This window comes from Streptomyces sp. NPDC056231, assembly GCF_048270745.1.
In the GTDB taxonomy this organism is placed as follows: Bacteria; Actinomycetota; Actinomycetes; order Streptomycetales; family Streptomycetaceae; genus Streptomyces.
Genome location: NZ_JBLVKW010000009.1, coordinates 145013 through 168347, shown reverse-complemented (window position 1 = coordinate 168347; position 23335 = coordinate 145013). Strand labels below are relative to the sequence as shown.

General features: G+C 69.7%; 23 protein-coding genes, 1 tRNA gene and 3 pseudogenes. 15 read left to right on the top strand and 12 right to left on the bottom strand.

The window, feature by feature from the left end; translation table 11 throughout:
* Positions 1–58: 58 nt before the first annotated feature.
* The 3 genes from ACNPQM_RS10865 (at position 59) to ACNPQM_RS10855 (ending at position 5098) form a co-directional block, all read left to right on the top strand.
* The gene (locus tag ACNPQM_RS10865) at positions 59–421 is read left to right on the top strand and encodes an ArsR/SmtB family transcription factor (RefSeq protein ID WP_418083842.1); all 363 of its coding nucleotides are present in this window, start codon (positions 59–61) and stop codon (positions 419–421) included.
* Complete coding sequence (gene mgtA / locus ACNPQM_RS10860) at positions 414–3065, top strand: magnesium-translocating P-type ATPase (protein WP_418083841.1); 2652 nt, start codon at positions 414–416, stop codon at positions 3063–3065. The genes ACNPQM_RS10865 and mgtA overlap by 8 nt, the downstream gene beginning before the upstream one ends.
* Positions 3066–3388: 323 nt before the next feature.
* Positions 3389–5098, top strand: a complete 1710-nt coding sequence (locus tag ACNPQM_RS10855; RefSeq protein WP_418083840.1) for an LCP family protein — start codon at positions 3389–3391, stop codon at positions 5096–5098.
* Between the two features lie 22 nt (positions 5099–5120).
* Here the strand turns inward: ACNPQM_RS10855 and ACNPQM_RS10850 are convergent.
* Positions 5121–5306: pseudogene (locus ACNPQM_RS10850) on the bottom strand (undecaprenyl-diphosphatase); the annotation flags it as partial.
* A gap of 385 nt (positions 5307–5691) precedes the next feature.
* On the opposite strand from ACNPQM_RS10850, the gene tatA reads away from it, so the two are divergent.
* Positions 5692–5979, top strand: a complete 288-nt coding sequence (tatA, locus tag ACNPQM_RS10845) for a Sec-independent protein translocase subunit TatA (RefSeq protein ID WP_418083839.1) — start codon at positions 5692–5694, stop codon at positions 5977–5979.
* 15 nt (positions 5980–5994) lie between these two features.
* On the opposite strand, the gene ACNPQM_RS10840 is transcribed toward tatA, so the two are convergent.
* Both ACNPQM_RS10840 and ACNPQM_RS10835 read right to left on the bottom strand, forming a co-directional pair.
* Positions 5995–6210, bottom strand: coding sequence for a hypothetical protein (locus tag ACNPQM_RS10840; protein ID WP_358857086.1), 216 nt, complete (start codon positions 6208–6210; stop codon positions 5995–5997).
* 32 nt (positions 6211–6242) lie between these two features.
* Complete coding sequence (locus ACNPQM_RS10835) at positions 6243–6677, bottom strand: sec-independent translocase (protein ID WP_418083838.1); 435 nt, start codon at positions 6675–6677, stop codon at positions 6243–6245.
* Positions 6678–6828: 151 nt separating this feature from the next.
* Here ACNPQM_RS10835 and ACNPQM_RS10830 point away from each other — a divergent pair.
* Together ACNPQM_RS10830 and ACNPQM_RS10825 are read left to right on the top strand one after the other, a co-directional pair.
* Positions 6829–6939, top strand: a pseudogene (locus tag ACNPQM_RS10830) (TerD family protein); the annotation flags it as partial.
* A gap of 31 nt (positions 6940–6970) precedes the next feature.
* Positions 6971–7549, top strand: a pseudogene (locus ACNPQM_RS10825) (hypothetical protein); the annotation flags it as partial.
* Between the two features lie 16 nt (positions 7550–7565).
* Here the strand turns inward: ACNPQM_RS10825 and ACNPQM_RS10820 are convergent.
* Positions 7566–7639 (bottom strand) — tRNA-Pro (locus tag ACNPQM_RS10820).
* Positions 7640–7738: 99 nt separating this feature from the next.
* Entirely contained in the window at positions 7739–8677 is a 939-nt protein-coding gene (locus ACNPQM_RS10815; protein ID WP_418083837.1) for a metallophosphoesterase, read from the bottom strand.
* 79 nt (positions 8678–8756) lie between these two features.
* Between ACNPQM_RS10815 and ACNPQM_RS10810 the strand changes: the two genes are divergently transcribed.
* Positions 8757–9221 (top strand): GatB/YqeY domain-containing protein, encoded by a 465-nt coding sequence (locus tag ACNPQM_RS10810; RefSeq protein ID WP_358857089.1) that lies wholly within the window; start codon positions 8757–8759, stop codon positions 9219–9221.
* An 82-nt stretch (positions 9222–9303) separates the two neighbouring features.
* On the opposite strand, the gene ACNPQM_RS10805 is transcribed toward ACNPQM_RS10810, so the two are convergent.
* Positions 9304–11517 (bottom strand): transglycosylase domain-containing protein, encoded by a 2214-nt coding sequence (locus ACNPQM_RS10805; protein ID WP_418083836.1) that lies wholly within the window; start codon positions 11515–11517, stop codon positions 9304–9306.
* Positions 11518–11925: 408 nt separating this feature from the next.
* On the opposite strand from ACNPQM_RS10805, the gene ACNPQM_RS10800 reads away from it, so the two are divergent.
* Positions 11926–12273: a WhiB family transcriptional regulator gene (locus ACNPQM_RS10800; protein WP_037690812.1), complete on the top strand. Its 348-nt coding sequence runs from the start codon at positions 11926–11928 to the stop codon at positions 12271–12273.
* 33 nt (positions 12274–12306) lie between these two features.
* On the opposite strand, the gene ACNPQM_RS10795 is transcribed toward ACNPQM_RS10800, so the two are convergent.
* Both ACNPQM_RS10795 and ACNPQM_RS10790 read right to left on the bottom strand, forming a co-directional pair.
* Entirely contained in the window at positions 12307–13677 is a 1371-nt protein-coding gene (locus tag ACNPQM_RS10795) for an ArsA family ATPase (protein ID WP_418083835.1), read from the bottom strand.
* Positions 13674–14660, bottom strand: a complete 987-nt coding sequence (locus ACNPQM_RS10790) for an ArsA family ATPase (protein WP_358857092.1) — start codon at positions 14658–14660, stop codon at positions 13674–13676. Before ACNPQM_RS10790 ends, ACNPQM_RS10795 begins: the two co-directional genes overlap by 4 nt.
* Positions 14661–14731: 71 nt before the next feature.
* Here ACNPQM_RS10790 and ACNPQM_RS10785 point away from each other — a divergent pair, with 71 nt between their 5' ends.
* From ACNPQM_RS10785 to ACNPQM_RS10770, 4 genes are all read left to right on the top strand, one after another.
* On the top strand, positions 14732–14890 hold the full coding sequence (locus ACNPQM_RS10785) for a DUF4177 domain-containing protein (RefSeq protein WP_019992579.1): 159 nt from the start codon (positions 14732–14734) through the stop codon (positions 14888–14890).
* Positions 14890–15360 carry a RidA family protein gene (locus tag ACNPQM_RS10780; RefSeq protein ID WP_358857093.1) on the top strand — a complete coding sequence of 157 codons (471 nt, stop codon included), beginning with the start codon at positions 14890–14892 and terminating at the stop codon, positions 15358–15360. Before ACNPQM_RS10785 ends, ACNPQM_RS10780 begins: the two co-directional genes overlap by 1 nt.
* A 172-nt stretch (positions 15361–15532) precedes the next feature.
* Entirely contained in the window at positions 15533–16447 is a 915-nt protein-coding gene (locus ACNPQM_RS10775; protein ID WP_418083834.1) for an NUDIX hydrolase, read from the top strand.
* Positions 16444–17274: an MBL fold metallo-hydrolase gene (locus tag ACNPQM_RS10770; RefSeq protein ID WP_358857095.1), complete on the top strand. Its 831-nt coding sequence runs from the start codon at positions 16444–16446 to the stop codon at positions 17272–17274. The genes ACNPQM_RS10775 and ACNPQM_RS10770 overlap by 4 nt, the downstream gene beginning before the upstream one ends.
* Positions 17275–17401: 127 nt before the next feature.
* On the opposite strand, the gene ACNPQM_RS10765 is transcribed toward ACNPQM_RS10770, so the two are convergent.
* A complete protein-coding gene (locus ACNPQM_RS10765; RefSeq protein ID WP_030925113.1) occupies positions 17402–18076 on the bottom strand; it encodes a Crp/Fnr family transcriptional regulator in 675 nt (224 codons plus the stop codon).
* A gap of 313 nt (positions 18077–18389) precedes the next feature.
* Here ACNPQM_RS10765 and nth point away from each other — a divergent pair, with 313 nt between their 5' ends.
* The 3 genes from nth to ACNPQM_RS10750 all read left to right on the top strand — a co-directional run bounded on the left by nth (position 18390) and on the right by ACNPQM_RS10750 (position 21371).
* The gene (gene nth, locus ACNPQM_RS10760) at positions 18390–19289 is read left to right on the top strand and encodes an endonuclease III (RefSeq protein WP_418083833.1); all 900 of its coding nucleotides are present in this window, start codon (positions 18390–18392) and stop codon (positions 19287–19289) included.
* A gap of 61 nt (positions 19290–19350) precedes the next feature.
* The gene (locus ACNPQM_RS10755) at positions 19351–20076 is read left to right on the top strand and encodes an NUDIX hydrolase (protein ID WP_358857097.1); all 726 of its coding nucleotides are present in this window, start codon (positions 19351–19353) and stop codon (positions 20074–20076) included.
* Positions 20077–20165: 89 nt separating this feature from the next.
* The gene (locus ACNPQM_RS10750; RefSeq protein ID WP_418083832.1) at positions 20166–21371 is read left to right on the top strand and encodes a MarP family serine protease; all 1206 of its coding nucleotides are present in this window, start codon (positions 20166–20168) and stop codon (positions 21369–21371) included.
* 55 nt (positions 21372–21426) lie between these two features.
* On the opposite strand, the gene ACNPQM_RS10745 is transcribed toward ACNPQM_RS10750, so the two are convergent.
* The 3 genes from ACNPQM_RS10745 to ACNPQM_RS10735 form a co-directional block, all read right to left on the bottom strand.
* Positions 21427–21630 carry a hypothetical protein gene (locus ACNPQM_RS10745; RefSeq protein WP_418083831.1) on the bottom strand — a complete coding sequence of 68 codons (204 nt, stop codon included), beginning with the start codon at positions 21628–21630 and terminating at the stop codon, positions 21427–21429.
* A 163-nt stretch (positions 21631–21793) separates the two neighbouring features.
* A complete protein-coding gene (locus ACNPQM_RS10740; RefSeq protein WP_358857100.1) occupies positions 21794–22771 on the bottom strand; it encodes an alpha/beta fold hydrolase in 978 nt (325 codons plus the stop codon).
* On the bottom strand, positions 22768–23307 hold the full coding sequence (locus ACNPQM_RS10735) for a phage holin family protein (RefSeq protein WP_418083830.1): 540 nt from the start codon (positions 23305–23307) through the stop codon (positions 22768–22770). The genes ACNPQM_RS10740 and ACNPQM_RS10735 overlap by 4 nt, the downstream gene beginning before the upstream one ends.
* Positions 23308–23335: the final 28 nt, after the last annotated feature.

Below are 23335 nucleotides of genomic sequence, written 5' to 3'. Positions count from 1 at the left end.
CGCAAGGGCGTCGACCGTGACGTGCCGTGACGGCAGAGGGAGAGGGAGAAGGCGGACTGTGGACGGGAAGGCCGGTGGCGTCAAGGATCCCTCCGCCGAGGTGCTGACGGACGCGGCCGCGGTGTTCGGGCTGCTCGCGTCGTCGGCCAGGCTGCACCTCATGTGGGCCCTGTCCCAGGGCGAGAGCGACGTCACACACCTCGCCGACCGGGTGGGCGGCGCGCTGCCCGCCATCAGCCAGCACCTGGCCAAGCTGAAGCTGGCCGGACTCGTGCATTCCCGTCGCGAGGGGCGGCGGCAGATCTACTACGTCGGCGACCCGGACATCGCGACCGTGGTGCGCGTCATGGTCGCCCAGCTGGCCGCACGTTCGCAGCCGGTTTCCGCGCCGGTGCACCGGGTGCACGGGACCGGTGGCTGAGACCACTGCGGCTTCGGGGCGGGGTGCCGAGACTCCCGACCCCACGGTCGTATCAGTACCCGGAGCCGACGGACCCGGACCGGGCCCTGTCGGGTCGACGCTGCTCGTGGTGCTGCGCGGTCTGGACAGCGGTCCGCGCGGCCTGACGGAGGCCCAGGCCGAGGAACGGCTGGCCCGGTTCGGTGAGAACACGGTGCCGGCCGCACACGGGGCGTCCTGGCCGCGGCTGTTCGTCCGCAGCCTGCGGGACCCGTTCACCGCGGTGCTGGGGTGCCTCGGGCTGGTGTCGGCGGTGGTCTTCGCGTGGGGGACCGCTTCGGTGATCCTGCTGCTGGTCGTGGTCAGCTGCGTGCTGCGGGCGACCGGTGAGCACCGGGCCGACCGCTCCATGACCGGACTGCGCGAGCTGGTCGCCACCACGGCCACCGTGCAGCGGCGGGCCGACGAGGACGCGGCGCCGACGACCCGCGAGCTCCCGGTGGAGGACCTGGTTCCCGGCGATGTCGTCCGCCTGGGGCCCGGCGACATGGTCCCGGCGGACGTACGGCTGCTGCGCGCGATCGGTCTGACCGTGCACCAGGCCGCGCTGACCGGGGAGTCGGCGCCGGTCGCCAAGCACGCCGACGACCTGCCCCCGGGACCCGGTGCCGGGGTGTTCGAGCAGCCACAGCTGTGCTTCCAGGGCAGCAGCGTCGCCGCGGGCAGCGCCACGGCGGTCGTCACCGCGACGGGTGCGCGCACCCGGTTCGCCGCCGCCCAGGGCGGGCCGGTACGGCATGAGGCGAGCGCGTTCGACCGTTCCGTGCACGGCATCTCCTGGATCCTGATCCGGTTCATGCTGCTCACCCCGCCGCTGGTCCTCATGGCCAACGCGGCTCTGCGCGACCGGGGCATGGAGACGCTGCCGTTCGCGGTCGCCGTGGCGGTCGGGCTGACCCCCGAGATGCTGCCCGTGCTCGTCACCACCTGCCTGGCCCGGGGCGCCGCACTGCTCGCCCGTGGCCACGGCGTGATCGTCAAGCGGCTGCCCGCGCTCCACGACATCGGCGCCGTGGACGTGCTCTGCCTCGACAAGACGGGCACGCTCACCCAGGACCGCCCGGTCGTCGACCGCGCCCTGGGCCCGGACGGCCGGGACGATCCCGAGGTGCTGAACTGGGCCGCCGTCAACGCCTGGTGGACCCTGCAACTCGCCGACCTGCCGAGCCCCGACGCACTCGACGAGGCGCTCCTGGACACGGCCGACGAGGACGACCTCATGGCGTACGACGGGATCGCGGCCGTCCCCTTCGACCCGCTGCGACGGCTGGCGACCGCCGTCGTCCGCACGCCCGGCCGGCTCGGCACGCACACCCTGGTCGTCAAGGGCGACGTCGAAGCCGTACTGGAACGCTGCGCCCTCGACGCTGACGCGCGAGCCCGGACGAGCGCACTTGCCGCGGGGCACGCCGACGCCGGCCTCCGGGTCCTGGCGGTCGCCACCGCCGAACGCCCGGCCCGCGCTCGCGACTACACGCCGGCCGACGAACGCGGCCTGGCCTTCCGCGGCCTGGTCACCCTGCGGGACGCACTCGCCCCCACCGCCGCCGACGCACTTGCCGTCTTCGCCGACCGGGCCGTCAGCGTGAAGGTCCTCACCGGCGACCACCCGGGCACCGCCGTCCGGGCCTGCCGTGACCTCGGCATCCCCGTCGAACAGGACCAGGTGCTCACCGCCGACCGCGTCGACGGCCTCACCGAACCCGAACTCGCCGCCCTGGCCCACCGTACGGCCGTCTTCGCCCGCTGCACCCCCGAACACAAGGCCCGGATCACCCAGGCCCTGCGCACCGACGGGCACACCGTCGGCTTCCTCGGCGACGGCGTCAACGACCTGCCCGCCCTGCGCACCGCCGACGTGGGCATCGCCCCGCGAGGTGCCGCCGACGTGGCCCGCGAGGCGGCCGACGTGGTGCTCGCGGAGAAGGACCTCACCGCGATCGCCCACGCCGTCGAGGCGGGCCGGCACGCGAGCGGCAACGTCGCCGGCTACCTGCGCATCACCCTGTCCTCGAACCTCGGCAACGTCGTCGCCATGCTCTGCGCGGGCCTGCTGCTGCCGTTCCTGCCGTTCCTTCCGATGCTCCCGGCGCAGGTCCTCACCCAGAACCTGTGCTTCGACGCGGCCCAGCTCGCCTTCGCCTACGACCGCCCGCCCCCCTCCGTGCTGCGTCGGCCGACCGTGCTCAGCCCCCGCGAACTGCTTCGCTTCATCACCGGCTTCGGCGCCCTCAACGCCGCCGCCGACCTGGCCACCTTCGGCGTCCTCGCGCTCGCCCTGCACGGCCTGGGGACGACCGAGGACGAGGCGGTGTTCCACTCCGGCTGGTTCACGGAGAACCTGCTCACCCAGGCGCTGGTGATGCTCCTGCTGCGGCTCGGCCGGGTCGGTGCCCAGGGACGCCGGCCCGGCCCCGTGGCCTGGGCCGCGGCGGCACTGGCCGCGATCGGACTGCTGCTGCCGCCGTCACCGCTCGGCCCACCGCTCGGCCTGACCGCACTGCCGGCGACGTACTACCTGCTGCTCACGGCCGTTCTCGCGCTCTATGCCGGTGCGCTCCTGGCCGCCCGAGCACGCAACGGGCGCCGCGAAGCCGCGTCGTGAGCCGTCGTCCGCAGCCCCTTCGGCGGTCCCCTCCGCACAGCACCGCCTCACACGGTTCGCGAACTACGCCCCCACGTGCGCGACCGGGCCCGGCAGACCGGCGTCAGCGCCCAGCTGCTGATGGCGACCCTCTGCAACGAGGCGTACATACGGGCCGCCGCTCGCTACCGGTGTGATGCGCCTTGATGCCGAGGCGATGCCCGGCCGGGCACCCTCACCTGTGAATCGCCGGGGGATCTGGCCTCCGCGTGCCATATGTTTGCTAGATTGCGCAACCACGCAATGAATGCCTGATCGGGCTCGACCGTTCATGGGAGTGGGAGATGAGCGACCCCTGGGACGGCCGGGGTGGCCAGGCCACGCGAAGCCGCACCACCCGTGCGCCCGGAACGCGGGCGCAGGCGCCCAGCACGGAGCGGCCGACGCACGGCCGGGCGTCGGCGAGAGCGGCGTCCCGTCGTGGTGGCGGTGGTGGCGGACGCGCGTCCCGGCGGGCGAAGCGGGCCGGGCGCGGCGGAAGGTTGCTGAAAGTCGTCGGCCTGTGTCTCGCGGTACTGGTGCTGGGCACGGCCGGGGTGGGCTGGTGGTTCTACCAGCACCTGAACGGCAACATCAACAGCGTCTCCCTGGACGGCAAGGGCGGCACCGAGAAGGCCGACGCGTTCGGGCGGACGCCGATCAACATCCTGGTGATGGGATCGGACGGCCGTACGAGCGCGGCGGACTGCAAGCTCGGCGGCGGCTGTTCGCGGACCGGCGTGCAGAGCGGCTACGGCAACGCGGACGTGGAGATGGTCGTCCACATATCCGCCGACCGTTCCAATGCCACGGTCATGAGCATCCCCCGCGACACCATGACGAACATCCCGGCCTGCAAGGACACCGAGAACAACACCTCCACGTCCGGCTACTACGGGCAGGTCAACAGCGCCCTCCAGTACGGCCCGGCATGCCAGGTGGCCACGGTGCACCAGCTCACCGGCATCCCCATCGACCACTTCGTGAAGCTGGACTTCTCCGGCGTGGTCAAGATGGCTGACGCGGTCGGCGGTGTTTCCGTGTGCGTCAACGGCAACGTGTACGACACCTACTCGCACCTGAAGCTGTCCAAGGGCACCCACACTCTCAAGGGCGAGGCCGCGCTGCAGTTCGTCCGCTCCCGGCACGGCTTCGGCGACGGCAGCGACCTGGGCCGTACCGTCTCCCAGCACATCTTCCTCAGCGCGATGATCCGCAAGTTCAAGAGCGCGGGCACGCTCACCGACCCGACCGCGGTCTACGATCTCGCCAACGCCGCCACCAAGGCACTGACCGTGGATGACGGACTCGGCAGCATCAGCAAGCTGGTCTCGCTCGCGGACGACGTGAACAAGGTCCCCGCCAAGCGGATGACCTTCACCACCATGCAGACCGCCCCCGACTCCAGCGACAGCAACCGCGTCGTGGTCGGCGCGGGCGCCAAGAGCCTGTTCTCGACCATCGCCAACGACCAGTCGCTGACCACCGGTTCGGGCAAGAAGTCGACGGCCCCCTCGGCGACCGCGAAGGCCACGGCGAGCGCGTCCCCGGTGTCCAGGTCGGAGATCGGCGTGACGGTCGAGAACGGCACCGACATCACGGGCCGCGCCTCTGCCGTTGCGACCGCCCTGACCGACGCCGGGTTCGGCTCGGGCTCGACGACCGCCAACGCACCGAGCCAGGCGACGTCCACGACGCTGACCTACGGTCCTGATCAGAACGCGGAGGCCCAGGAGGTCGCCGATGCCCTGAACCTGCCCGGTTCGGCGCTGAAGAAGGCGTCGACCGCCGGATTGACCCTGGTGATCGGCAGCGACTGGTCCAACGGCACGACGTACCCCGACACCGCCACCACCGCGAAGACCGCGACCGCCAACGCCCACGCCTCGACCGCCGACGACTCCAAGACCTGCGCCAAGGTCAGCCAGTACAGGACGGTCAGCCTCAACGGGGTCGCGATGACGCCGGCCCAGGCATACGCGGCGGCGGGCAACAAGCCCGACTCCGACGAGTGAGACCGGGGCCGTGGGGCCCGGTTCAGCCCAGAGGGCTGGCGGCGAGCACGCCGAAGGTGACGAGTGCCAGTAGTGCGAGGCCGAGCAGGACCCGGTGGACGACGAACGGGGTGCAGCTGTTCCGGGAGATGAACTTCATGAACCGGGCGATCACCGCGTAGCCCGAGGCGAAGTCGATGAAGGTGGCCCATGGCGTCGGCCCCCAGGCCGGTGCCGTTCCTTCGCCGATCTCAGCCCTTGCAGCAGGCCGAGGACGGGCGGTGGCATGAAACCAGGCCATCGGTCGCAATTCTCCGTGAATTGGTGTGTTCCGGCCACCGTGTGGCTGGAACGGGCCGACTGCCCCCTGGCCTTCATCAGCGGCCTTCTCGTGCGGGCGCGCCGAGTCCCTCTCGCTGCCGCCGCGGCGGGAAGGGGAAGTCTGTCGGCGGCTGGACGATGTCCGCCGATGCCCCATGGTCATGTGCACAAGAGGGGGACTGGAGCCACCCCAAGGTTGTACAGTTGCGCAATGTAGCAATTATTCTGGATTGACTGGTGGCCGGGCCCTGCGTGTTGACGGTCGGCCAAGGCGATGAGGAGGGGTGTGCGGGATGCTCCGCAACGGACTGGAACCCTGGCACCTGCTGATCGTAGGGATCGTGATCATCTTGCTGTTCGGCTCGAAGAAGCTGCCCGACGCGGCGCGCGGGCTCGGCAAGTCGATGCGCATTCTCAAGAGCGAGGCCAAGGCCATGAAGGACGACGGCACCGCTGAGCCCTCCTCCGCTCCACCGGCCGATGACGCGGCCGCGCAGCCTGCTGCTCGCGTCATCCGGTCCGCGCCCGGAGAGTCCGCTTCGGCCCGCCCTGTCACGGCTGAGAGCTCTCAGGTCGACTGAAGCTCCAGTGGGGCGTCAGGGGCTGGCGACGTCGAAGCCGTACCGTAGCGGCTCGCTGTCCACGGCGTAGTCGCGGCGGTACACGTACACCCCTGCGACCCGGATCCCGTCCGGGTCGGCCTCGACCTTGCAGGGGTATGTCACCTGGAGCACCTGCGGCCGATCGGGGACTTTCACGCGCAGTCCGTCCGCTGGGCCTCCGGTGAGCACCGCGGTCTCCCATCCGGTCACGTCAGTTTTCTCCTTCACGGTGATGGTTGTTTCTAGGTGGCGTCCGGGTCGAAGGCCGCCGCGTGAGCGGGTGATCCGGACTGCGCGTCCTTCGTCAAGGACACGTGCTCCGGTGTCACCGGCTCCCGTGGGCTCTCGGTGGTGGCTTCGCGCACCGCGTCGGCGACCTGTGCCAGATCTGCCCTCGGGTCGAGTGCGCTGCGGATCTCGTCCAGCCCGAGGCTGTCGCCGTCGAGGACGTGCTTGCGGACGAACGTCTTCGGGTGGAGGTCCTCGAACTCGAAGTCCCGGAACTCCGGCCCCAGTTCGGAACGGATCTCCTCCTTGGCGCTGTCGGAGAACTCCCTCACCTTGCGCAGGAATCCGACCACGTTTTGGATTATCTCGGGAAGTTTGTCCGGACCGAAGAGCAGGACGGCGAGGATCGCCAGTGTGACGACCTCCAGCGGACCCATGTCGAAGAACACCTGGCACCCCTTGCCCTTGCCTGCGCCGATCGCCTGTTGCGGGCTGCCACATCAACACTTTAGGTGTTGCGCAACTATTGGAACTATAGCGTCGGGTTCGGCGTAGGTAGCCGGTGACCGGATAGACGGCATGGAATCCGGAGGATCAGCCGTGGGAATTTCGTTGGCCAAGGGTGGCAATGTGTCGCTGAGCAAGGAGGCGCCGGGCCTGAGTGCGGTCGTGGTCGGCCTGGGCTGGGACGTGCGCACCACCACGCCGGCGACAACCTGACGGATGAGGGCGAGGGTGACGCTGGTTCCCGAAGAAGGCTCCGTACGAGGCGCATCCAGTGCCGCTGTCGGCCGACCCCCCGCCGGGGATCCCCGTCCGCGGTCGTAGCGCCGCCGGGCGGGCGGAAGCCTGCTGGGTACCGATCGCCCGAGGCCTGAAACCCCGCGGGCTCCGGCACACCCACAAGACGTTCTTGGAAGACCTCGGCACCCCGCCGAAGCTCATGGACGAGCGGATGGGGTACGAGGACGGCTCGGTCCAGGCCCGATACACCCACATCACGAAGGGGATGAGGGGGAGGCTCATGGGTGGCCTCACCGAGCAGTGGGAGGAGTCGTTGGCCGCAAGGCCGGCTCTCTTCCCGCGAACACAGGTGCCGACACTCGACGCGCTGCTGAGAGCGTGGACAGCTGCGAAGGTCCTGTCTCCGACTCCACGGATGCAGGGTCTTCTTGCGTATGGGGGCACGGGCCGTGGCTTTGCCCGGGAGCGGGGGAGTGGATCACATGGAGGAATTTCCTTGATTCACTCCCCGTGCCACTCCCCGAGGGCCAGAAAACCACTCAGGGGCCCGACCCGCTCTCGCGGATCAGGCCCCTGACCTGGTATTTCAGCTGTCGGGGTGGCGGGATTTGAACCCACGACCTCTTCGTCCCGAACGAAGCGCGCTGCCAAGCTGCGCTACACCCCGATCGCCGCCGGTCTCCCGGCGACATCGATTACTTTAGCCCACCCGCGCCCGGAGACGAAATCCGGTTTCTGCCCCGGTGGGCGGGGCGCCCCCCAGGTTTCAGTCGCGGGGCGTCAGCGTCAGCAGGGTCGCCTCGGGCGGGCAGGCGAAACGGACCGGGGTGTAGCGGTTGGTACCGCAGCCTGCGGAGACGTGGAGGTAGGCGCGCCGGTCGCCGACCGTGTGGCTGGAGAGCCCCTTGACCCGGTCCGTGTCCAGGTCGCAGTTGGTGACCAGGGCCCCGTAGAAGGGGATGCAGAGCTGGCCGCCATGGGTGTGACCCGCCAGGATCAGCGGGTAGCCGTCGGCGGTGAAGGCGTCGAGGGAGCGCAGATACGGGGCATGGACCACGCCGATGGACAGGTCGGCGCCCGTCTCGGGGCCGCCCGAGACCTCCGCGTACCTGTCGCGCTTGATGTGCGGGTCGTCGAGGCCGGTGAAGGCGAGCTCCAGGCCGTCGAGCTTGAGACGGCCCCGGGTGTTGCTCAGGTTCAGCCAGCCCGCCTCGTCGAACGCATCGCGCATCGGCTCCCACGGGTTGTGGACGACGCCGACCGCGGGGGCGTTGCCGTTGAGGCCGTGCTTGCCCTGGACCTTTTCGAAGAGGTAGCGGGCCGGGTTGCGGAGCTTGGGCCCGTAGTAGTCGTTGGAGCCGAAGACGTACACACCCGGGATCTCCATCAGCGGACCGAGCGCGTCCAGCAGCTCAGGTACGGCCTCCGGGTCGGAGAGATTGTCGCCGGTGTTGACGACGAAGTCCGGGCGCAGGCCGGCCAGCGACTGCAGCCAGCCGCGCTTCTTGCGCTGGCCGCTCACCATGTGGATGTCGGAGACCTGCAGCACGCGCAACGGGCGTGCCCCGTGCGGGAGCACGGGGACGGTGACCCGTCGGAGCCGGAACGAGCGGGCTTCGAAACCTGCCGCGTAAACGAGCCCGGCGGCGCCGACCGCTGAGCCGACTGCCGTGACTTTCAGGGGTACTCCGTAGCGTGCGCGCATGCGCCCATCGTCGCAGACACGATGCGGCGAGAGGAAAACCGGCGGGCGGTGGCCACCCCGCACCTGCCACAATCAGCACATGACCACGCTCAAGTCCAAGCTCAAGGAAGACCTCACCGCGGCCATGAAGGCGCGCGACGAGCTGACCTCGTCGACGCTCCGGCTGACCCTCACCGCGATCACCAAGGAGGAGGTCAGCGGCAAGACGTCGCGTGAGCTCTCCGACGACGAGGTGCAGAAGGTCATCGCCAAGGAGGCGAAGAAGCGCCGCGAGGCGGCCGAGGCCTTCGCCCAGGGCGGCCGGACGGAGCAGGCCGAGCGCGAGAAGGCGGAGGGCGAGCTGCTCGACGCCTACCTGCCCAAGCAGCTCAGTGACGACGAGCTGGGTGCGATCGTCGCGTCGGCGGTCGACGAGGCGAAGGCCGCCGGTGCCGAGGGGCCGCGGGCGATGGGTGCCGTCATGAAGATCGTGAATCCGAAGGTCGCGGGGCGCGCGGACGGCGGCCGGGTGGCCGCCGCGGTGAAGAAGCTCCTCGCGGGCTGAGCGGACCGTACATACGAGGAGGTGGGGTGACCCGGAACATTCCGGGTCACCCCACCTCCTCGTTCATGGATCGGGCGGCCGGTCAGGGACCCTTCGTGCCGCCGTGCCCCGGGCGCTGAGGTCCGTAGTTCCCGCCGTTGTTGTCCGGCGGGAGGTCGGGGAACGGGTTGTTGCCGTCGCCCCCGTCCCGCCCCCTGTCCCGGCCCCTGCCCCTGCCCCTGCCCTCGTGCCTGTCGTCCGGCGGGTCCGGGATGTTGACGGTGTTGAAGGACGGGGTGGGCAGTCCGCCGAGGGCGTTCGTCATGGCGTCGCGCCAGATCGGTCCGGGGACCTGACCGCCGTACACCTTGTCCTGGTACACGCCACCGATGGTGATGCGCTCCATCTCGACGCTCTGGGACGGGCTGCCGACCCAGACCGCGCCGGACATGTTCGGCGTGTAGCCGACGAACCAGGCGTTCTTACGGGCGTCGGTCGTACCCGTCTTGCCCGCGCTGTCGCGGTTCTGCAGGCCGGCCTGCCGACCGGTACCTGAGTCGATCACACCGCGCAGCAGGGTGTTGACGGTGTCGGCCGTCATCTGGGACATCGCCTGCGAGCAGGTGGTCTTCGGTACCGGGAGCGACTTGCCGTTCGCCGTCGTGACCGCCTCGATGGCGATCGGCGTGCAGTACGTGCCGCGGTTGGCGAAAGCGGCGTACGCGCTGGCCATCGTCAGCGGAGAGAGCCCCTTCGAGCCGAGTGCGATGGCGGGGGACTGGGGGAGCTTTTCACCGTTGCCCTGGACCACGCCGAGCTTGTCCGTCATCTGCACCACGGGGCAGAGGCCGATGTCCTGCACCATCTGGATGAAGTAGGTGTTGACGGACTTCGCCATCGCCTCCTTCAGCGCGTACGGACCGCGCTCCGACTCGTCCTCGTTCGGAACCCGCTCACCGTTCAGGTTCACATACGGCTTGTCGCAGGTGCTCACTGTCGGATAGGGCATCTCGTACGGCGACGAGTAGATCTGGGTGGCGGGCTTCCCCTGCTCTATGGCCGCGGCGGCCACGAATGGCTTGAACGTCGACCCGGTCGGGAAGCCGTAGTTCGAGCCGCCCATGTCCTTGTTGACCGAGTAGTTGTACTGGGTCTCGTTCGGCCCGAAACCGTACGGCTTGGACTGGCCCATGCCCATGATCTTGCCGGTGCCGGGCTGGACCAGCGTCACGGCGGTGGCGACCTTGTCCGTCTTGTAGACGTGACTCCTGATCGAGTCCTGCACGCCCGCCTGCGCCTGCGGGTCGAGCGTCGTGCGGATCGTGAGTCCGCCCTGGTTCCAGACCTTGGCCCGCTCCTCCTTCGTCTTCCCGAAGACCGGGTCGGTGAGGAAGACCTTGCGGACGTAGTCACAGAAGAAGGAGGACCCGTTGACGGCCGTGATGCAGCCGTTCTTCGGCTTGCTGACCCTCAGCTTGATCGGCGTCGCCTGCGCCTTCTTCGCCGCCGTGCGGGTGATGTCCCCGACGTCCGCCATCCGCTGGAGCACGGTGTTGCGACGCTTGGTCGCTTCCTCCGCGTCGTTGACCGGGTCGTAGCGGCTCGGCGACTGGACGATGCCGGCCAGCAGGGCGGCCTCCTCCAGCTTCAGGTCCTTCGCCGACTTGGAGAAGTAGCGCTGGGAGGCCGCCTCGACGCCGTACGCCTGCTGCCCGAAGAACGTGATGTTGAGGTAGTTCTCCAGGATCTTGTTCTTGCCGAGCTCTTCCTCGACCTGGATCGCGTACTTCAGCTCCTGGACCTTGCGGCCCATCGTCTGCTGGGTGGCCTGCGCGACCTTGTCCGGGTCGTCGCCCGCCTCCTCGACGAAGACGTTCTTCACGTACTGCTGGGTGAGGGTCGACGCGCCCTGCGCGGTCCCGCCCGCCTGTACGTTGCGGTTCATCGCGCGCAGGATGCCCTTGAGGTCGACCGCCCCGTGCTTGTAGAAGCGGGCGTCCTCGATCGCGACGATCGCCTTCTGCATGTACGGGGAGATGTCCTTCAGTGGAACGACGGTGCGGTCACGCGAGTAGACCGTCGCAAGCATGTCGCCCTTGCTGTCCAGGATCTTGGTGCGCTGGCTCAGCGGCGGAGTCTTGAGGTTGGCCGGGATCTCGTCGAATCCTTCGACCGTTCCCTTCGCGGCGAGCCCCAGAGCTCCGGCGGCCGGCAGCGCGATGCCTGCGAGCACGACTCCGGAGAGTGCGGCGACACCGAGGAACTTGGCGGCCTGCTGGGTCGCGGTGAGACCCCCGCCCGAGCGGTTCTTTGGCATGGAGGCAGCCTACGTTCTCATTCGCCGGACAGGCGTACAGGCGTTGGCCTAAGCTGCTCCCAACTGTCACAGCCGTCCGGTTCCGTATCAACCCCCATGCAGCATTCGGCCGTGACCCGATCACGGTACGGCCAGCACGTCGGGCGCCCCCGAATTCGCCCCATGTGTCATTGAACATCCGTTGTGACTCAGATCAATTGTCCCTGTTTTGCGGGGATATTCTTGTATGTCCTCACCTCACTCCCCTGGGTGATCTGCCGCGTACGCATAGTCCGTTCGGGCCATTCAAGATTGGGCCCGAAGGGGGTGTTGTGCTGTCGCCACCTTCCGTAACGTCCTCAACTGGCAGCGGTGAATATGCCGCTACCGCCGTGGGGGAGCCTCGATTCGGGAGAGGACGGCGCCGGGATGGGCTGGGTAACCGACTGGAGTGCGCAGGCAGCCTGCCGCACTACCGATCCGGATGAACTGTTTGTACAAGGGGCAGCGCAGAACAGGGCCAAGGCGGTGTGCACCGGTTGCCCGGTGCGGACCGAGTGCCTGGCCGATGCGCTGGACAATCGCGTCGAGTTCGGCGTGTGGGGCGGAATGACGGAACGGGAGCGTCGCGCGCTGCTGCGCAGGCGACCCACCGTCACGTCCTGGCGCCGGCTGCTGGAGACCGCTCGCAGTGAGTACGAGCGGTCCACGGGCATCCTGCCGGTGGCCATCGGTCTGGACGACGAACTCCACGAGACGTACGCCGCCGTGGGGTAGGCCGCCGGGGACCACCCGGCCGTCCGGGTGGGGTTACGCAGCTCCGGCCGGAGCGGAATCGGTCGCGAGCCGGTCCCCGACGGCCCGCAGTCCTGCGAGGTCGTGTACATCTCCGGGCAGCGCCGCGACTTCGGTCACGGCGACCTCGGGGTGCAGTGCGATGAAGCGGTCGCGAGTGCGCTGTTCGCGCGCGACCACCTGCATGCGTTCAGCGTGCAGCCGCAGCAGGCCTGCGGTCAGCTGTTCGACGGAGACGGCATCAGCCTCTGGTTCGGTGTCAGCATCCTGGGTGTGCTCGGAACGGGCGGAGGAGGGCGGTGACTCGGGGTCTTCGGGAGAGGTGACTGCCGAGTCGGCCGGGTCACGAAGTCCAGCCTTCCCGGTCGTCTGATCCACAATGCCGATGTCGTCAAGATTTTCTGCGGCTGCCAGGGCGCGCTCGGCAGAGAGCCGAGCGGCGTCACTGCCGTGGACCCGGTTGAGGACCAGACCGGCCAGGGGCATGTCCTCCGAGGCCAGCCGTTCCACGAAGTAGGCGGCTTCGCGCAGTGCGTCCCGCTCCGGCGTCGCGACGACGAGGAACGCCGTGCCGGGCGCCTGCAGCAGTCTGTACGTGGCATCCGCCCGGGTCCGGAAACCACCGAACATGGTGTCCATCGCCGCGACGAACGTCTGTACGTCGCGAAGGAACTGGCCACCCAGCAGCTTGCCGAGCGTCCCGGTCATCATCGACATGCCGACGTTGAGGAACTTCATCCCGGCCCGGCCGCCCATCTTCGCCGGAGCCATCAGCAGCTTGATGAACTTCCCGTCCAGGAAAGAGCCGAGCCGCTTGGGAGCGTCCAGGAAGTCCAGAGCGGAACGCGACGGCGGGGTGTCGACGACGATCAGGTCCCACTCGTTGCGCGCCCGCAGCTGCCCCAGCTTCTCCATCGCCATGTACTCCTGCGTGCCCGCGAAACCGGCCGACAGGGACTGATAGAAGGGGTTCTCCAGGATCGCGCGCGCCCGGTCGCCCTCCGCGTGCGCCTCGACGATCTCGTCGAAGGTCCGCTTCATGTCGAGCATCATGGCGTGCAGTTCACCGCCGCCCTCACCGGCGCTCTCGATGCCCGGTACCCGGCGCGGGACGTTGTCCAGGGAGAGAATGCCCATGGACTGGGCGAGCCTGCGAGCCGGGTCGATGGTGAGGACGACGACCTTCCGGCCGCGCTCGGCGGCCCGTACACCCAGCGCCGCCGCGGTCGTGGTCTTGCCGACGCCGCCCGAGCCGCAGCACACGATGATCCGGATGTCCGGATCGTCGAGCAGCGCGTCGGTGTCCAGCGCGGGCGCGGTGGCCGTTGCTGTGCCTGTACCGGCGTCCGTATGCGCATCGGTGCCCGGTTCCGTACCCGCTCTCATGCACCCACCCCTTGGCCCGCCTCTTCGCCCACGCCCTGCTTGCGGAGTTCGACCGCCAGGTCGTACAGACCGGGCAGGTCCACGCCTTCGCCGATCAGCGGAAGTTCGTTGGTCGGCAGCTCCAGATCCGCGAGGGCCGCGCGCTGCTCGCGCTCCAGCTCGACCCGCTGGGCATGCTCGGAGGCCTGCTCGATCAGCGGACGTACCAGCGCCGCCGACCCGGTCACGCCCGCCCGGGTGAGCGCCTTGGCGATCTCCTTGCGGCGGCCCCCGGAGGCGGTACGCAGCGCGTCCTCGTCCAGCAGATGCGGACGCACCATGTTCACGATGACCTTGCCCACCGGCAGTTCGGCCGCCCGCAGCTCCGCGACGCCGTCCGCGGTCTCCTGGACCGGCATCTCCTCCAGCAGCGTCACCAGGTGGACCGCCGTCTCCGGGGACTTCAGCACCCGCATCACGGCCTGTGCCTGATTGTGTATCGGACCGATCCGAGCCAGCCCCGCCACCTCGTCGTTCACATTGAGGAAGCGCGTGACGCGGCCGGTGGGCGGCGCATCCATGATCACGTAGTCGTAGCTGTACCGGCCCTGCTTGTCCTTGCGGCGTACGGCTTCGCAGGCCTTGCCCGTCAGCAGCACGTCCCGTACACCGGGTGCGATCGTCGTGGCGAAGTCGATTGCACCGAGCTTCTTGAGCGCCCGGCCCGCGCTGCCGAGCTTGTAGAACATCTGGAGGTAGTCGAGGAGGGCGCGCTCCGCGTCGATCGCGAGCGCGTACACCTCGCCGCCGCCCGGTGCGACGGCGATCTTGCGCTCCTCGTACGGAAGGGAATCCGCCTCGAAGAGCTGGGCGATGCCCTGCCTGCCCTCGACCTCGACGAGAAGGGTGCGCTTGCCCTCGGTCGCGAGGGCGAGCGCGAGGGCGGCGGCGACCGTGGTCTTACCGGTACCGCCCTTGCCGCTGACGACCTGGAACCTGCTCACGTATTCGAGCCTAACCAGTACGGCCCCGGGCTACGCACGAGCCCGTACGCGCCAGGCATTACAGTCGGCCTATGACCAAGTGGGAATACGCGACCGTGCCGCTCCTCGTGCACGCGACGAAGCAGATTCTGGACACCTGGGGCGAGGACGGCTGGGAGCTGGTCCAGGTCGTTCCCGGCCCGAACAACCCCGAGCAACTTGTGGCCTACCTGAAGCGGGAGAAGCCGTAGTGGCGGGCGCAGTCGAGGCGAAGCTCGCCGAACTCGGGCTGACGCTGCCGGACGTCGTACCGCCGCTCGCCTCGTATCAGCCGGCCGTCCAGTCCGGTGTGTACGTGTACACGTCGGGTCAGCTGCCCATGGTGGAGGGCAAGCTTCCGGTCACCGGCAAGGTCGGTGCGGAGGTCACGCCGGACGAGGCCAAGGAGCTGGCCAGGACCTGCGCGCTCAACGCGCTGGCCGCTGTGAAGTCGGTCGCGGGCGACCTGGACCGGATCAAGCGGGTCGTGAAGGTGGTGGGCTTCGTCGCCTCGGCCTCCGACTTCACCGGGCAGCCCGCCGTGATCAACGGTGCGAGCGAGCTGTTCGGCGCGGTGCTCGGCGACAAGGGCGTGCACGCGCGCAGCGCCGTGGGCGTCGCGGTGCTGCCGCTGGACGCGCCGGTCGAGGTCGAGGTGCAGGTCGAGCTGGACGGGGCCTGAGCCGCTGTTGCAGTGAAGCGGGGATCTCCGTGATCCGTGATCCCGCCCGGTCCGTGCGACCGGGCGGGATCACGCGTTTCACACCCCTGGAGTCCAGGCGTGACGCGTGTCTCGTCCCACGCGCCCCCTGCCGCCTCTCGAACATCGTCGCGGTTCCGGATAGCCTCCGGCCATGTCCAATGGTCAGTGGTACCCACCGGAATGGCCCGACCGGATCCGGGCACTCGCCGCAGGCGAGCTCACGGCCGCGACCCCCCGGCGCGCCGCCACCGTGATGCTGCTCCGGGACCCCGCTGGCACCGAGGGTGGGCCCACCGTCCACATGCTGCGCCGCCGCACCTCCATGGCTTTTGCCGGCGGTGCGTACGCCTATCCGGGTGGCGGCGTCGACCCGCGCGACGACGACCGCCTCGTCGGCTGGGCCGGACCCGCGCTGGAGCTCTGGGCCGAGCGGCTCGGCGTCGGTACGGTCGCCGAGGCGCAGGCCATCGTCTGTGCGGCGGTCCGTGAGACGTACGAGGAGTCAGGTGTCCTCCTCGCCGGGCCGACCGCCGACACCGTCGTCAGCGACACCACGGGCGCCGACTGGGAGGCGGACCGCGGGGCCCTCGTCGCCCGCGAGCTGTCCTTCGCCGAGTTCCTGGACCGGCGCGGGCTCGTACTCCGCTCCGATCTGCTCGGGGCGTGGGCGCGCTGGATCACGCCCGAGTTCGAACCCCGGCGCTACGACACCTGGTTCTTCGTCGCCGCGCTCCCCGAAGGGCAGCGCACCCTCTCCCACGGCCCTGAAGGCATGGGAGGCGCGCCTTCCGCCTCCACCGAGGCCGACCTCGCGCTCTGGATCTCCCCGGCGGAAGCCACCGACGGATACGACCGGGGCGAGCTGCTCATGATGCCGCCGACCGTGTCGACACTGCGTCAGCTGCGCCCGTACGGCACCGCAGCCGAGGCGTTGAAAGCCGCGTCCTCCCAGGACCTCGCTCCGGTACTCGCGCAGGCCCGGCTGGAGGACGGCGAACTGGTGCTGAGCTGGCCGGGGCACGACGAATTCACCAAGCACATCCCGACCGGAGATGGTTCCGCATGAGCGACGCAGCAGCGCTCCCCGGGCAGCCTCGCGGCGGGGTCCTCTCCGGCCCCGCGACCACCCGTACGGTCAACGTCCTCGCCCCCAACGCCTCGGCGATGACGCTCGACGGCACCAACACCTGGATCGTCGCCGAGCCCGACTCCGACCTCGCGGTCGTCATCGACCCGGGCCCGCTGGACGACAGCCATCTGCAGGCCGTCATCGACACCGCCGAGCGCGCCGGCCGGCGGATCGGCCTCACGCTCCTCACCCACGGTCACCCCGACCATGCGGAGGGCGCGGCGCGCTTCGCCGAGCTGACCCGTACGGCGGTGCGGGCGCTGGACCCGGCGCTGCGGCTCGGCGAGGAAGGGCTGACGACGGGCGACGTGATCACCACCGGAGGGCTCGAACTGCGGGTGGTCCCGACCCCCGGGCACACCTCCGACTCGCTCTCCTTCCATCTGCCCGCCGACCGGGCGGTGCTGACCGGCGACACGATCCTCGGGCGCGGCACCACGCTCGTCGCGCACCCGGACGGGCGGCTCGGCGACTACCTCGACTCTCTGCGGCGGCTGCGCTCGCTGGCGGTCGACGACGGGGTGCACACAGTGCTGCCGGGGCACGGTCCGGTCCTGGACGACGCACAGGGCGCGGTCGAGTTCTATCTCGCCCACCGCGCGCACCGGCTCGCCCAGGTGGAGACGGCGGTGGAGGCCGGGCACCGCTCGGCCACGGAGGTGGTGGCGTACGTGTACGCGGACGTGGACCGGTCGCTGTGGCCCGCCGCGGAGCTGTCGGTGCGGGCGCAGCTGGCGTACCTGGGCGAGCACGGGCTGATCTGAGCCGCTGTTACGCCCGTGGCGCTGATATCGGGGCTGCGCGGCGCCGGCGCGTGGCCGAGGCGCCGTGACGCGCGAGAGGCCCCGCCGTCCGGCGTGGCCTCTCGCGTCGTGAGGGGGTGGTGTCCGGCTAGCGCGAACGCTTCGCCAGGCGCTCCACATCCAGCAGGATCACGGCGCGCGCCTCCAGGCGGAGCCAGCCGCGGCCCGCGAAGTCGGCAAGCGCCTTGTTGACCGTCTCGCGGGAGGCACCGACCAGCTGGGCAAGCTCTTCCTGGGTCAGGTCGTGGACGACATGGATGCCTTCCTCCGACTGGACGCCGAACCGGCGCGACAGGTCGAGGAGGGCGCGGGCGACACGGCCCGGTACGTCGGAGAAGACCAGGTCGGACATCTGGTCGTTGGTCTTGCGCAGTCGGCGGGCGACGGCGCGCAGCAGGGCCGTGGCCACCTCGGGGCGGGCGTTCAGCCAGGGCTGGAGGTCGCCGTGGCCGAGGCCGAGGAGCTTGACCTCGGTCAGCGCGGTGGCGGTGGCGGTGCGCGGGCCCGGGTCGAAGAGCGACAGCTCACCGATCAGCTCGCCGGGGCCGAGGACGGCCAGCATGTTCTCGCGTCCGTCGGGGGACGTGCGGTGGAGCTTCACCTTGCCCTCGGTGACCACGTACAGGCGGTCACCCTGGTCGCCCTCGTGGAAGAGAGCGTCGCCGCGTGCGAGGGTCACCTCACTCATCGAGGCGCGGAGCTCCGCGGCCTGCTCATCATCGAGCGCCGCGAAAAGCGGGGCGCGCCGCAGAACGTCGTCCACGAGTTCTCTCCTTGTCGGCCTGTTCAGGGAACCGTGGTCCCCATCATGCCGGACGGTAAAACAGTGCGATCAATCACAAACCAGTTTGACGCACAGGCGCGCCCCATCGTGCCGCAGGGCCCCGATTGGGGACGGATCCACAGTGACCGGGGCGGATGTCACTGCCTGGCTCTAGGCTGGCCGGGTGTCCAACAAGCCGGTGAGAGCGCAGGCCAAGGGGGCTGATGGAGTGTCGGAAGACCGTAATTCCGCTGTGGGCGAACAGGCCGCGAGTCGACCGACAAAAGCCGCAAAACGCCCGACTGGGGAGCCGATGAAGCCGGTGAAGTCCGGGGGGCCGGCGAAGGCGTCCAACGGCACCGCAAAGAGGGCCGGGGCAGCGGCGAAGACGTCCGGGGCGCCCGGGAAGACGGTCGGGGCGGCGGTGAAGCCGGGAAAGTCCGGGAAGCCGGAGTCCCACCTCGCGATGGTCCGCCGCGCCCGCCGGATCAACCGCGAGCTCGCCGAGGTCTATCCGTACGCCCACCCGGAGCTGGACTTCCGGAACCCCTTTGAGCTCCTGGTCGCCACCGTCCTCTCCGCCCAGACCACCGATCTGAGAGTCAACCAGACCACCCCCGCGCTGTTCGCCGCCTACCCGACCCCCGAGGACATGGCGGCGGCCGTGCCCGAGGAGCTGGAGGAGATCATCCGGCCGACCGGCTTCTTCCGGGCCAAGGCCAGGTCGCTGATAGGGCTCTCCGCGTCCCTCAGGGACAACTTCGGCGGTGAGGTCCCGGGGCGGCTCGCGGACCTGGTCACGCTCCCCGGCGTCGGCCGCAAGACCGCCAATGTCGTCCTCGGCAATGCCTTCGGCGTCCCCGGCATCACGGTCGACACCCACTTCGGCCGGCTGGTACGCCGCTGGAAGTGGACGGAGCAGGAGGACCCGGAGAAAATCGAGGCTGAGATCGCCGCGATCTTCCCCAAGAGCGAGTGGACGATGCTCTCGCACCGCGTCATCTTCCACGGCCGCCGCATCTGCCACGCCCGCAGGCCTGCCTGCGGTGCCTGCCCGATCGCCCCGCTCTGCCCCTCGTACGGCGAGGGCGAGACGGATCCGGAGAAGGCCAGGAAGCTCCTGAAGTACGAGATGGGCGGACAGCCCGGCCAGCGGCTGAGCCCGCCGCCCGACTACCCGGGCAAGCCCGCGCCTGCGCTGGGAGCCGGGTGACGGGGGCGCCTCTTCCGGAACGAAATGCGCGACCGCAGGCGTTGTGAGACGAGGGGTGCCTATGAAGACGCACGAACAGAGCCACGTGGAGGATCACTCCGCAGGTGTGGGCCGGGACGACGCGATCGCCGTCTCGACGCACGGGCTGCCCGAGTGGCTCGAGCCCGTCGCCCGCGCCGCACGGACCATCGAGCCCCAGCAGCTCAGCCGCTTTCTGCCGCCCGAGAACGGGGCCGGGCGCCAGTCCGCGGTCCTTGTCCTGTTCGGTGAGGGCGAGCGCGGGCCCGAGCTGCTCCTGATGGAACGCTCGGGCTCACTGCGTTCCCATCCCGGACAGCCCTCCTTCCCCGGGGGAGCCCTGGACCCCGAGGACGGCGACCAGGCGACCGCAGGGCCGCTCAGGGCGGCTCTGCGGGAGGCTGAGGAGGAGACCGGACTCGATCCGCGCGGCGTCCAGCTCTTCGGTGTGCTGCCCCGGCTCTACATCCCGGTGAGCAGTTTCGTCGTCACGCCCGTACTTGGCTGGTGGCGGGCGCCGAGCCCGGTCGGGGTCGTCGATCCGGCCGAGACTGCCCGGGTCTTCACGGTTCCCGTGGTGGATCTCACTGATCCGGCCAATCGGGTGACAACGGTGCATCCCAGCGGTCACCGGGGCCCGGCATTCCTGGTCGAATCGGCACTGGTCTGGGGTTTCACCGCCGGGGTGATCGACCGCATTCTGCACTTCGCGGGCTGGGAGCGCCCCTGGGACAGGACCAGGCAGGTGCCGCTCGACTGGCGCGCATGACAGGCTGACTTCCGTGCTGGGCCGTTCGGGCCTGCCCGGTCCCAGCCGAACGAAACGGGTCCGGTGACGAATCTGCGAGGCAATAGACGGTGAACGTGCTGGACATCCTGCTGCTGGCCGGCGCCGTGTGGTTCGCAGTGATCGGCTACCGCCAGGGCTTCGTCGTCGGCATCCTGTCGGTCATCGGCTTCCTGGGCGGCGGCCTGGTGGCCGTCTATCTGCTGCCGGTCCTGTGGGATCAGCTGACGGACGGCTCCGAGGTCTCCTCCACGGCCGCCGTGGTCGCGGTCATCATCGTGATCGTGTGCGCCTCCGTCGGTCAGGCGTTCACCACCCACCTCGGCAACAAACTCCGGCGGTACATCACGTGGTCGCCCGCCCGCGCCCTCGATGCCACGGGTGGCGCACTCGTCAATGTGGTCGCGATGCTGCTGGTGGCGTGGCTGATCGGTTCCGCACTGGCGGGCACGTCGTTGCCGACGCTGGGCAAGGAGGTGCGTAACTCCTCGGTGCTGCTCGGGATCTCCCGGGTGATGCCCGCCCAGGCCTCCAACTGGTTCACGGACTTCTCCTCCGTCCTCGCGCAGAACGGCTTCCCGCAGGTCTTCAGCCCGTTCGCCAATGAGCCGATCACCGCGGTCAAGGCCCCGGATCCGGCCCTGGCCGGCAGCCCCATCGCGGCCCGCGCCAAGCAGTCCATCGTCAAGGTCGTCGGTACGGCCCCGAGCTGCGGCAAGGTCCTCGAAGGCACCGGCTTCGTCTTCTCCGACCGCCGGGTGATGACCAACGCCCATGTCGTCGGCGGCGTCGACGAGCCGACCGTCCAGATCGGCGGCCAGGGGCGGCTGTACGACGCGAAGGTCGTCCTCTACGACTGGCAGCGCGACATCGCCGTACTCGACGTCCCGGACCTCGACGCGAAGCCGCTGAAGTTCACCGATACGGATCACGACGCCACGACGGGACACGATGCCATCGTCGCGGGCTTCCCGGAGAACGGCTCGTACGACGTACGCTCCGCGCGCGTCCGCGGCCGCATCGACGCCGACGGCCCGGACATCTACCACCGGGGCACCGTCCGCCGCGATGTGTACTCGCTCTTCGCGACGGTCCGCCAGGGCAACTCCGGCGGACCGCTGCTGACCCCCGACGGCAAGGTGTACGGGGTCGTCTTCGCCAAGTCGCTGGACGACCCCGACACGGGTTACGCACTGACCGCCGACGAGATCCGCCAGGACATCGCCGACGGCCGCACCGCCAACCAGCAGGTCGACAGCCAGGCGTGCGCGCTGTAGGGAAACAGACAGGGGTCGGCCCGGGTCCGGTCGGTGCGATCAAGTCAGGACTGCGTCATCCGCGGGGATGGCGCAGCCGCGCCGAGACCCAGCGGGCCCGGCGGCGGAGAATGCGCGGAATGCCCAGCTGGGGATCATGCAGGTCATGCACACCGGGCACCCGGCCATGAAGGCCGTCCCCCTCATGAATGCTCGGATCCGTCATAGCGGTCGAGCGACGATTGCGTGCTGTGTCACCGAAGTCGTGCGTCCAGCCCATACCCCGACGTCTGCCCGTGCCTCATGGTCGGTAATCGTGCGGGCGCCAGCCAATTGGCCTATGCGCCAGGCAATTGGCTGTTCGTCGGACAACTGTGCTCTTCCGGCCACGGATTGGTTGCGCCCGGTTACCTGTCCGGCGACCCCCAGGGCCCCGTCCCGGGCTACCGGTCGGGCTCGGGATCCTTGAGCCAGTTGATGAGTTCGGTCGAGAATCCGGCCGGATCCTCCTCATGCGGGAAGTGCCCCAGACCATCGAAAAGTCGCCAACGGTACGGCGCTTCGACGTACTCGCCGGACCCCGCCGCACTCCGCGTACGGGCCACCGGATCGAGCGAACCGTGCAGATGCAGCGTCGGCACCCGGACCGGCCGCTTCATCCGGCGGTTGAACTGGATGCCGTCCGGGCGCGCCATGGAGCGCACCAACCAGCGGTACGGCTCGATCGAGCAGTGAGCCGTCGACGGGATGCACATTGCACGCCGGTAGACGTCCACCGTCGCGTCGTTGGGGAACTCGGGCGTCCGCGGCCCCGACCAGTCGCGGATCAGCCGGCCGACCAAGGCCCCGTCGTCCGCGACGAGCTGACGCTCCGGCACCCAGGGGCGCTGGAAGCCCCAGATGTATGAGCCCGCCCGGGACTGCGCGAAGTCGGAGAGCATCGAGGACCGCCAGCGGCGCGGATGCGGCATCGAGGAGACCACCAGCCGGCGCACCAGCTTGGGCCGCATCACCGCGGCCGTCCAGGCGAGGTATCCGCCCATGTCATGGCCGACCAGCGCCGCGTCCGGCTCACCGAGCGACCGGATCACGCCGGTGACGTCGAGGGCCAGGTTGGCGGGGTCGTACCCCCGCGGCGTACGGTCGCTGCCGCCCACCCCACGCAGATCCATCGCGACGGCACGGAACCCGGCGTCGGCGAGCGCGGTCAGCTGGTGGCGCCAGGTCCACCAGAACTGCGGGAAGCCGTGCAGCAGCAGTACCAGAGGGCCGTCGCCCAGCTCGGCGATGTGGAAGCGTGCCCCGTTGGCCGCCACATCCCGGTGGATCCAGGGACCGTCGATCCGTACGGGACTGCCGGGGCCGGGGCCTGCCGAGCCGGGGCCTTTGGGGTCGAATGCGCTGGAATCGGGGACGGTCATGTGGACGAGCGTGCCACAGCGGACGCCTCGTCCTTGACCGCGGACTCCGCTCCGGCCTTCTCCGGCCGCGTGCTGCCCGAGGCTGTGACGGCCGGGAGACCGGCACGCGCGGTGACCGCCGGACGCGGGTGCGGCTTGACGCCCTGCAGCACGGCCGCCGTCTGCTTGGCCGACGCGATCGACTTCTCCGGCGGCTTGACCTTCTTGAACTTGGCGATGGCGAACAGTGCGAGCAACGCACCCAGCAGGATGAAGGCGGCGCCCACGATCGTGAACGACACGGCGAGTCCGAGCCCCAGGTAATGGATTCCGTACGCCGCCGCGAAGCTCAGCACGGGGATCGCGAACAGAATCAGCACTCCCGCGATGATGAACGCCACACTGCCGGTCACGCCCCGCTTGACGTCCTGCCGCACCTCGGCCTTGGCCAGGGCGATCTCGTCGTGCACCAGCGCGGACACCTCGGCCGTCGCCGAGGCGACCAGCTGCCCGAGACTGCGGTCTGCGCTGCCCGCGTAGTTACCGGGGTCGCTCATCCCTGACTCCCTCTTCTGCTCTCCTGCT